Origin of the sequence: Pseudomonas sp. PICF6 (assembly GCF_009831705.1) — a bacterium.
Lineage (GTDB): Bacteria > Pseudomonadota > Gammaproteobacteria > Pseudomonadales > Pseudomonadaceae > Aquipseudomonas > Aquipseudomonas rhizophila.
The window spans coordinates 271,090-280,911 of sequence record NZ_WUUD01000035.1 but is presented as its reverse complement, the minus strand read 5'-3'; the positions used below and the strand labels follow the sequence as shown (position 1 = coordinate 280,911).

Genomic DNA, 9,822 nt, shown 5'->3' with positions numbered 1-9,822 from the left:
GACAACACGAGGATGATCAGCGAGTTCTCGAACGAGATGTGGTGCACGCTGACGATCACTGAAGTGCCGAGCACGCTGAACACTTGGATGGCCGCCCAGTTGAGCAGCAGCGCGGCGCCAATCACCAATGTGGCGCGACGGGCCGGGCCACGGAACGCGGCTTTGAGGCCAGCCTTGCTGTGTTCGTCATAGTCCACGCCGTAGGTCACGGCGACGTTTTGCGCTTCGGTCACGGCGCCGCTTTTACGCAACTGACTGATGCGTTCGTGGATCTGGAACTGCGGGCTCTCCTTGAGCTTGCGCGCCATGATCGCAATCACGATGGCCGGGATTGCGGCGAAGATGAAGCAACCCTGCCAGCCGATGATCGGCAGCAACAGCGCGGTCAAGCCGGCGGCGATCAACGCACCGACCGGCCAGCCGCCCTGCACCAGGCTGTAGATAAAGCCGCGACGTTTGGTCAGCCGTGGGTCTTCAGAGGCGCCATACAACTCGGTCAAATAAGTGGCATTGACGGTTTCTTCGGCATAGCCCAGGCCACCCAACGAACGGATCAGAATCAGCGGCGACTTGCCCCACGCCCCGCCAATCGCGGTGAGCGCCGAGCACAGCGCGGAACCGGCCACAGTGAGGATAATCCCTTTGCGCCGCCCCAGCCTGTCGACAATCGGGCCGATGGCCAGGGCGACGACGGCGGTACCCACCGCCACCCAGGTCGCGATCTCAGCTTGCTCCACTTCACCCCAACCAAAGTGCCGGCCGATCTCGGGCAGCAAGGTGCCGAACAGGATGAAGTCATACACCGCAAACACCCAGGCGAAGAAGGCGATCCAGGTGGCGAAGCGTACTTCCTGGGACGTCAATTGCCGGGGTTTCCAGCCAGTCAGGTCAAGCTTGTTGTAGATAGACATGAATCGCGCCTCGAAGGATGGGTGGGTGTCAGGTACGCGGTTGGCGGCGGATAAAGTCGTCGGCGATTTCGTCGAAAGTGACGAAGCGCACGCCGGCATGGCTCTGGATGTGTTCGATCAGACGCTCAAGCATCAGCAGCACTTGTGGGCGGCCGGACACGTCGGGGTGGATGGTCATGGTGAACACCGCGTGTTCGTGTTCGCGGTAGACCCAGTCGAATTGGTCGCGCCACATTTCCTCGAGGTGGCGCGGGTTGACGAAACCGTGACTGTTGGGTGCCTTTTTGATGAACATCATCGGCGGCAAATCGTCGAGGTACCAGTTGGCCGGAATCTCCACCAGATCGGTTTCTTCGCCGCGCACCAGGGGTTTCATCCAGGTGTCGGGGTGCTGGCTGTAGTCGATCTTGGTCCAGCTGTCGCCCTTGCGCACGTAGTAGGGGTGGAAGTCGTTGTGCATCAGACTGTGGTCATACTTGATGCCTTTTTTCAGCAGCAGCTCGTTGGTGACTTTACTGAACTCCCACCACGGCGCGACGTAGCCGGTAGGACGTTTGCCGGTGACCTGGGTGATCAGCTCGATGGACTTATCCAGCACGATTTCCTCCTGCTCGGCGGTCATCGCAATCGGGTTTTCGTGGCTGTAGCCGTGCACACCGATTTCGTGGCCCGCATCGGCCACCGCCTTCATCTGCTCGGGAAAAGTTTCCATCGAGTGGCCGGGGATAAACCAAGTGGTACGCAAGCCGTAACGCTCGAACAATTTGAGCAAACGCGGAGCACCAATTTCGCCAGCGAACAGACCACGGGAAATATCGTCGGGTGAGTCCTCACCACCATAAGAGCCCAGCCAGCCTGCCACGGCGTCTACGTCGACGCCGAAGGCGCACAGAATTTCTTTAGCCATCATTGTTCTCCTGCGGATTTATCAGATCAATCGTGGGTGTTTTGGTGGTGGCGCAACGCGGCTTCCACTGCCAGCGCAGCTCGCAACAATCGAGAGTCTTCGCCCGGCGGCGCGCTTATCAGCATGCCGGTGGGCAAACCGAGCGCATCGCAGCCGCTGGGCAATGACACACCCGGCAGATCCAGCAAACTGCCGGGCATCGTCAGGCGCAACGTAGCGAGGTTGGTCTGCGCGAACAGCTCGTCATCGGCTTCCAGTGCCGCCAACGGCGGCGCCACATGGGCCACGCTTGGGGTAATCAAAAACGCGCCATCAAGTTCATCGGTGATTTGTTGCTGCAGGCGTTTGCGTGCCCCGTAGAGGTTGACCAACTGGCTGGCGGGGAATGCACGTGCCGCTTCCAGACGGCGCCGCACACGGGGGTCGAGTCGTGCGGCGGCATCGCTGTCCAGCAGAGACTGATGCAGGGCAAAAGCCTCAGAAGCACCGAGCCAACCTTGTTGCTCAATGAGCTGAAGTGCCGCCTGAAAGGCTGGCGAAGGTCGCAGGTCAATCAGCGCACCGTGATTTTTCAACACGATCAAGCATTGCAGCAGGTTGTCGCGTACCGCAGGCTCTATGCGCTCATCATCAATGACTGCCTGATCGACCCAGAATCGCTGCCCAGCCAAATCTCGGGGGACAAGCGATGTCGGTTTGGCGCGCCCAAGCAGAATGTCGTCGATGGATAAGGCGTCGCGCACACTGCGCGTCAGAGGCCCCACGCTGTCGAGGGTATGCGCGAGCGGGAAGACGCCTTCACGGCTGTAGCGTCTGCAACTGCTTCGAAATCCCACCAAGCCGTTGAAGGCCGCTGGAATTCGGATGGAGCCAGCGGTGTCCGTGCCCATGGCGATCGGCACGATTCCCGCCGCGACGGCGACCGCTGAGCCTGAGGACGAGCCGCCCGGAATGCGTGGCTGGTCGAGGCCTACGGGATTATGCGGCGTGCCAAAATGGGGATTGAGTCCGAGGCCTGAGTAAGCAAATTCGCTAAGATTTGTTTTCCCGACACTGACCATCCCGGCTCGCGCCAGTAGGCCTACGACATTGGCGTCGAGCAGCGCTGGCGAAGTGTCGCGGCGTACGGATGCGCCTGCGGTAGTTGGGCTGCCGGCGACGTCGAACATGTCTTTCCAAGCTATGGGAACGCCGTCCAGTGCGCTTGCCGGCTGTCCGGCCTTCCAGCGTGCGGCTGACGAGTGGGCTTCGCGGAAGGCACGCGCCGAACAAAGAGAGATGAACACGTCATCGACTTCCGCCACCCTGGCCAGCATTTCTTCCAACGCCTTGACCGGGTCGCTGCTGCCCGAGGCGAATGCATCCGCCATCGCCAAAGCATCGGCTTCAAGGGGTAATCGAGGACTGGAGTAGGACATCTGACTCACCAATAAACGTATTCATTATTAAAATGTACGTTTTACAGAGCAGATAGCGTGCCAAACTGAATACTGAAGGCATGCCAGAGCGGCAAACCTGAGCAAGCGGCCTGCGTCTATCACTCGGACTAGACACCTTTCCGAGCGGGTTGATGTTCCTATTTTGCGAAGCCTTCCAGGCAGGGCCAGCCAGCAACACCGATAATGTATTAATTAATAAATATCCGTTTTGGTGCAGAACAGTAACAACGGCCCTACGAACGCGCACAAATGACGTGGTCCACGGTGACAACAGACTTGTGCGAGAATCTTCCCCCCGCCTTTCGAGAAGCGTATGAGATCGATGACCGCCGAGGATTACCGCACTGCATCCCGCTACGCCATGATCCGCCAGGTCCTGCGTGACGCCATCGTTGATGGGGAGGTGGCTCAAGGGCTCGTCCTGCTCGAAGCACCTCTGGCCGACCTGTTCGGAACCAGCCGCGTACCGGTGCGCAAAGCGCTGGACCTGTTGCATAAGGAAGGTTTGATCAGTCGATTCGATGGCCGCGGTTATCTGGTCAACCCGAAAGGGGTGGAAGTGGAGCCCCTGCGGTTGGCCGTTACCCACAAGCAACTCGGCCTTGATAGCAGCGAAGAACTGGTCGATACCCGGCCGTTGGGCGAGCGGATGTTCGACGAGATTGGCTCGGCTTTATCGACCTGTATCGCTTTCGGACACTATCGACTCGACGAGCAAATGGCCGCCGAGCATTACGGCGTCAGTCGGGCGGTGATACGCGAGGCATTGATGCGCCTGCGTGACCGCGGCCTGGTGGAAAAGGAACCCTACTCCCAATGGCTGGCCGGCCCCCTCACCGCCAGGGAGGTCACCGAAGACTACGAGTTGCGCGCCTGCCTTGAACCTGAGGCGTTACGCCAGAGCGCACCAGGGCTTAGTCGCGAATCCCTTGAAGCGATGCTGGCTCGGGTTAATGAGGCACAGAGCAACCCACGTTGCAGTCTGGCATGCATTGAGCAACTTGAAGAAGACCTGCATTACCACTGCCTCGCCGGAATAAACAATCGCAAGATCGCTACGCTGATCCGGCAGGCCCAGAGTCCCAGGATCATCAGTCGGATTTTTTACAGTCAGTTGGGCCTCGGCCCCGACGAAGCCATGCTGGCCGAGCACCGTTTGATTTTAGAGCTGCTACTGCATGGCGCATTCGACGCAGCAGCTCTGAACCTCAAGGAACACCTCCACCGCGCCCGCCAACGCATGTTGCAGCGGCTGAAAGTTCTGTCCGTGCTACCTGAGCAACAGGTGCCGGAATATCTGACCAAACTGAGCTGAAAGCGTTTCTGGGAAACGGCCAATCGCCTACCAGTCAGTCCGTACACGTTTCAGGCTCATCATCAAGGCACTCGATGCATGCATCCAGCAACTCATGGAGCGCCGCAACGCGATGCACGCCGAGTCGCTCATTAAGTGCCAATTGCGCCTCTTTCCAGGCGCGCCGCCCTTCTGCTTGCTTTTCCAGTCCTGCCTCGGTCACTTGGACAAGACGGCTGCGCGCGTCGCTACCTGCCCCGACCGTCAACCAGCCTTGAGCGACCAGTGGCTGCATATTCCGTGTCAACGTCGAAGCCTCCATTTGCATTCGCCGAGCCAGGTCGCTCGGCCGAATGGGCCCCAGTCTGACGACGTGTGACAACAATGAGTACTGCGTGTTTTTTAATCCAGACTCGGCGATATAGCGATCGTAGTGACGCGTCACCATGCGATTGAGCTGGCGAATCTTCAGATTGGTGCAACCCTGTGGCTTGGTCATATTTTTCATGTTATAGATTGTATCTACAAGTATTGCATATACAAGTATTGAGGATGAGGAAGGAGTTCGTGATGCAGGCTGACCAGGTCGTTGCGCGGTGGGACGAAGAGGAAAAAGCGATTCGTGCCCGTTGGAACACCTCCCACTCCGCGACGCAGAAACAGATCACCAGCCTGACAGGCATGGAGTTGTTCGAGGCAATTTTTGCTGGGGAACTCCCGCCCGCCCCAATCGGCGATACGCTCGATTTCCTGCCCATTCACATGGAACCAGGCACAGCGATCTTCCAAGGTCGACCGCAACGAAGGCACTACAACCCGCTGGGAACCGTGCACGGCGGTTGGTTTTCCACGCTGCTCGATTCGGCGGTAGGTTGCGCCGTGCATTCGACCTTACCCGCGGGTAAGGGCTTCACTACGCTGGAGCTGAAAGTCAACATGGTCCGCGCCTTGACCGACGCGGTACCGCTAGTACGAGCCGAGGGGAAGTTGATCCATGCAGGAAGTCGGATTGCCACTGCCGAAGGCCGAATCGTTGGCCCCGACGGCAAGCTGTACGCGCACGCCACTACGACATGCTTGATCTTCGATTTCCCTGCCCCTTCTCCGAGGAGTCCACATGAGCAAGCCTGACATTGTTCTCCGCGCTGCGGTCCGCCCCCGATCGCCACGCATGGCGCATCGCAGAAAGACACCCCTGCGATGAACTGAATGTGGAAAGCAAAATCCTGAAGGTGTGCCCGTCGAGATCAAGAGCGGAGCAAGGGCGGATCAAGATGCACCAGACGCGCTGAATCAGGACGGGCAAGTCGTGCAGATTTTCGTAGGCAACCTCGTGGTTCCGCGTCGTCCAACAGCGGCAATATCATCGCTCCTGGATCAATGGAGAAAGTCATGAAATACACATCCTTTGGCAAAACCGGCCTGCGGGTTTCGCAGGTGGCGCTCGGCACCGGCAACTTTGGCACGGGTTGGGGCCATGGTGCCGATCCCGATACCAGCAAAGCGATCTTCAACGCCTATGCCGAGGCTGGAGGCAATTTCATCGATACAGCGGATGTCTACCAGTTCGGACAATCGGAGGAACAGATCGGCATCCTGCTGGAGGGGCGGCGCGAAGATTTCGTCATTGCGACGAAGTACAGCAGCGGCGCGCAGCCGAATGCCAATCGGCTGGTCACCGGCAACAGCCGCAGGGCCATGATCGCCTCCGTGGAAGCGAGCCTGAAGCGACTCAAGACGGATCGGATTGACATTTACTGGGTGCATCATCCCGATGGCGTCACGCCGGCCGAGGAAATCGTCCGTGGCTTCGAGGACTTGGCTCGCGCGGGCAAGATCCTCTATGCGGGCCTCTCGAACTTCGCCGCCTGGCGACTCTCCCGCACAGTGACCTTGGCCGAACTTACTCGTACCGTTCCCATCGCGGCTGCGCAGTTCCAGCACAGTCTGGTTCATCGCGAGCCCGAAGCCGACCTGTTCCCGGCATCGCACGCGCTGGGCCTTGGTATCGTCACTTGGTCGCCGCTGGGCGGCGGCATGCTGACGGGCAAGTACCGCCAAGGGGAGAAAGGTCGCGCCGAAGGTTTGGGCGGCCGGGTGTTCCAGCCGGAGAATTCGGCGCAGCGTACACAAATCCTCGACGCCGTCATTGCCATCGCGGGCGAGATCGGCGCCAGTGCAGGTCAGGTCGCCATTGCCTGGGCAGGCACCCACGGGGCTGTGCCGATCATCGGGCCACGCTCAATGACTCAGCTCACCGACAACCTCGGTGCGCTGTCGCTTGAGCTTTCTTCCGAGCACATCAGTCGCCTCGATACCGCAAGCATCCTGACACCCTCGACTCCAGCGCGGACGGTAATCCCCTGGGCCGAGAGCGCGGATCGGATCGTGGCATAGTCCTGCCTCGGCGCTGTGCTGGTGTACGCGAGCGACACTCCCATCGCGAAGGCGACCACGCTGAGGGCGTGGCAGCTTGCGCAATCAGGTGGTGGATTCAGGAGGGCTTATCTTGAGGGTCACATCTTCCAGGCAACCGGCAGCGACGATGGCGCTGGTACATCGATACTGCACTTGCCGGTCTATCTTCGGAGGGCTGCCCTCATTCGCCAGCGGGACGCGCAAAAGCCTTAAGCGTGCCGCGAAGAGCTTCCAACCCATCCTCAGTCAGTTGACAGGCGGTCTTGATCTTGTCCGTGACGGCCCAAAGCTCTTCGCGCAGGCATTCCCCAGCGTCGGTAAGCGCAATCAGCACGCGGCGTTCGTCGCTTTTGTCGCGGGCTCGAGTCACCATGCCCGACACTTCAAGACGCTTGAGCAAGGGCGTGATCGTCCCGGTATCCATCCCAAGTGCAGCGCCCAGATCGCCCACGGTCCTGGGCGCGTCCGTGAACAGTTCCAGCATGACCAGGTACTGGGGGAACGTCAGCCCAAGGGGCTCCAGCAAGGGTTTGTGCAGGCGAATCATCCGATTGGCGGCACCGTACAGAGCAAAGGACAGTTGGGTTCCGACTTCCCGCTGCACGACAGCCTTTTTGGCAAGAACTCGCTTTTGTAGCTCAACATTATCTAGCTCACTAGATATTTTCCGGGCTACGGGTCGGCTGATGTCGGGGATATTGTCCAAGGCCTGTGCTGCTGCCCCAGCCTGCTCACCCGCAAGCAGTTCGTCACGTGTCGCTTGAAGAATGCGGTCGGACAGCGGTTGATCGTCGACCGCTCGGGCGAGCACCATGGCGCCGACTATCGCCGACATGAAACCGATCGCCTGGTCTTCCCTGGATCGGTCACGCCGCCAGGGAAGACTGGCGCTGAACGACTCGATCATTCCGGCGACCCGGCTCGTGAACGAACGCCGCATCCCCGGTTCGCGTGCGACATCAATGGCCAACGCAGGCATTGCGCAGCCTGCTTCCGGGTGGTCGCGGTGACCCTGACTTAGGTACCTGTCCAGAAAGGCTTGTTTGGGTGTATCGCTGCTGGAGACAGTGTCGCGCAACCGTAGCGCCAACTGGTCCATCGCATGCTCAAGGCTGGCACAAGCCAGCGCATCCTTCGAATCGAAGTGCGCATAAAACGCGCCATGAGTCAGGCCCGATGCCTTCATGACCTGCGCAATGCTCGCCCCTGCGATGCCCTTGCCGCGAAACAACCGGGAGGCCTCCTCAAGGATTTTCTCGCGCCGTTCTGCAGTCTGGCTTGCAGGATATCTCATCGGTGGACCTCGATATTTATGCTTGACGAATAACATGATGATCATCATGCTTGGCTGAAAATATTACAACCATCATACGCCGTAGCCAGAGTGCGGGCCGACTTCCGCCTGACGGCCAATTCCACGACTACCGCTTCCATAAGCGCCAAGGGATGTAAATCCATGACGACAACTTTTGTGAATGCCCCCGTCCAGGCCATCCAGCCATTGACCGGAAAAATCGTGGCACTGCTCGCTGGCCTGGCTGCTATCGGTATGCTCTCCACCAACATCATCCTCCCGGCATTCCCCGTCATCGGTGAAGACCTGGGAGTGGACGCCCGCGCGCTTGGCCTGACGCTGTCCAGCTTCTTCATCACCTTCGCACTGGGCCAGTTGGTGGTCGGGCCGCTGGCTGACCGCTACGGGCGCCAGAAGCTGGTGCTGGGCGGACTCGCGATCTTCGTGGTGGGCACCGTCGTCGCAGGCCTCGCCAACACCCTCGATACGCTGATTGCAGGACGCGTCATCCAGGCATTGGGCGTGTGTGCCGCCTCAGTGCTGTCGCGCGCAATTGCACGGGATCTGTTTGAGGGAGAAGCACTCGCTCGCGCGTTGTCGCTGACCATGATTGCCACCGCCGCTGCGCCAGGTTTTTCACCACTGGCGGGTAGCCTGCTGTCGGTCACGCTTGGATGGCGGGCGATTTTTATCCTGGTAGGGCTGGCCGCCGTTGCGCTCGCCTTCTTCTACGTTCGCGGCCTTGGCGAGACCCATCCCGCCGACCGCCGCGCGCCGCATTCAGCCAAGAGCGTGGTGCTCGCGTATCGGCGGTTGACGCTGGATAAGCGCTTCATCCTACCTGCCCTTTCGATGAGCCTGCTGATGAGCGGACTGTTCGCATCGTTCGCCGCCGCCCCCGCTATTCTGATGAAAGGGATCGGCCTGACGTCGTTGCAGACGGGCCTGTACTTCGCTTGCACGGTGTTCGTTGTGTTCGCAGCCGGCATGGCGGCCCCGCGCCTGGCGCACCGCTACGGCCCAAGACTCATTACCACGCTGGGCATTGCCTGTGCCATGGCGGGCGGAGGGCTCCTGCTCGCAGGCCCGGCCGATCCGAGCCTTGGGTGGTATGCCCTTTCAATGGTCACGTTTCTTTGGGGCATGGGCCTGGCCAATCCGCTGGGCACGGCCATCACCATGGGACCTTTTGGTAAAGAAGCCGGGATGGCTTCCGCCCTGTTGGGCTTTGTTTCCATGGGGGCGGCGGCACTGACAACCTGGCTGGTTTCGGTGCTGACGCTTGCACCGGTTACAGCACTGGGCGGTGTCCAGACGACAGCCTGTCTGATCGCGCTGGCGCTGTTCCTTCTACGGGGCAGTCTCGCGAAATAAACACGCTAAAGCGCTGAGGCGTCGTTTCTTGTTTGCGTCATGACCAACAACTGGAGAATCAACATGCAGATCAAAGGTAGCGTGGCGCTGGTGACCGGCGCCAACCGTGGGTTGGGCAAGGCCTTCGTGCAAGCACTGCTCGCGGCGGGTGCCGCGAAGGTCTATGCCGCGGCACGTGACCCCGC

The 9,822-nt window shown here is 60.0% G+C and carries 9 protein-coding genes and 1 pseudogene; 4 read left to right on the top strand and 6 right to left on the bottom strand.

Annotated elements, in window-relative coordinates; all coding sequences use genetic code 11:
• From GSM73_RS25885 to GSM73_RS25875, 3 genes are all read right to left on the bottom strand, one after another.
• Window positions 1-911 (bottom strand): MFS transporter (locus GSM73_RS25885; RefSeq protein WP_256677114.1); only part of this gene is annotated, 911 nt, incomplete at its 3' end.
• 28 nt (window positions 912-939) lie between these two features.
• Complete coding sequence (locus GSM73_RS25880) at window positions 940-1,818, bottom strand: polysaccharide deacetylase (protein WP_047229670.1); 879 nt, start codon at window positions 1,816-1,818, stop codon at window positions 940-942.
• Window positions 1,819-1,844: 26 nt separating this feature from the next.
• Window positions 1,845-3,236: an amidase gene (locus GSM73_RS25875; protein ID WP_160894266.1), complete on the bottom strand. Its 1,392-nt coding sequence runs from the start codon at window positions 3,234-3,236 to the stop codon at window positions 1,845-1,847.
• A 343-nt stretch (window positions 3,237-3,579) separates the two neighbouring features.
• On the opposite strand from GSM73_RS25875, the gene GSM73_RS25870 reads away from it, so the two are divergent.
• On the top strand, window positions 3,580-4,572 hold the full coding sequence (locus GSM73_RS25870; protein WP_372241417.1) for a GntR family transcriptional regulator: 993 nt from the start codon (window positions 3,580-3,582) through the stop codon (window positions 4,570-4,572).
• 34 nt (window positions 4,573-4,606) lie between these two features.
• On the opposite strand, the gene GSM73_RS25865 is transcribed toward GSM73_RS25870, so the two are convergent.
• The gene (locus GSM73_RS25865) at window positions 4,607-5,059 is read right to left on the bottom strand and encodes a MarR family winged helix-turn-helix transcriptional regulator (RefSeq protein ID WP_160894261.1); all 453 of its coding nucleotides are present in this window, start codon (window positions 5,057-5,059) and stop codon (window positions 4,607-4,609) included.
• 62 nt (window positions 5,060-5,121) lie between these two features.
• Here GSM73_RS25865 and GSM73_RS25860 point away from each other — a divergent pair, with 62 nt between their 5' ends.
• Both GSM73_RS25860 and GSM73_RS25855 read left to right on the top strand, forming a co-directional pair.
• On the top strand, window positions 5,122-5,682 hold the full coding sequence (locus tag GSM73_RS25860) for a PaaI family thioesterase (protein ID WP_047229674.1): 561 nt from the start codon (window positions 5,122-5,124) through the stop codon (window positions 5,680-5,682).
• Between the two features lie 261 nt (window positions 5,683-5,943).
• Complete coding sequence (locus GSM73_RS25855; RefSeq protein ID WP_160894259.1) at window positions 5,944-6,948, top strand: aldo/keto reductase; 1,005 nt, start codon at window positions 5,944-5,946, stop codon at window positions 6,946-6,948.
• A gap of 202 nt (window positions 6,949-7,150) precedes the next feature.
• Here GSM73_RS25855 and GSM73_RS28335 read toward each other — a convergent pair whose 3' ends face one another.
• Both GSM73_RS28335 and GSM73_RS28330 read right to left on the bottom strand, forming a co-directional pair.
• Window positions 7,151-7,516, bottom strand: a complete 366-nt coding sequence (locus GSM73_RS28335; protein ID WP_178129686.1) for a MarR family transcriptional regulator — start codon at window positions 7,514-7,516, stop codon at window positions 7,151-7,153.
• Window positions 7,517-8,101: 585 nt separating this feature from the next.
• Window positions 8,102-8,263: pseudogene (locus GSM73_RS28330) on the bottom strand (TetR/AcrR family transcriptional regulator); the annotation flags it as partial.
• Window positions 8,264-8,425: 162 nt separating this feature from the next.
• Here GSM73_RS28330 and GSM73_RS25840 point away from each other — a divergent pair.
• The gene (locus GSM73_RS25840; RefSeq protein WP_160894257.1) at window positions 8,426-9,637 is read left to right on the top strand and encodes a multidrug effflux MFS transporter; all 1,212 of its coding nucleotides are present in this window, start codon (window positions 8,426-8,428) and stop codon (window positions 9,635-9,637) included.
• Window positions 9,638-9,822 lie beyond the last annotated feature (185 nt).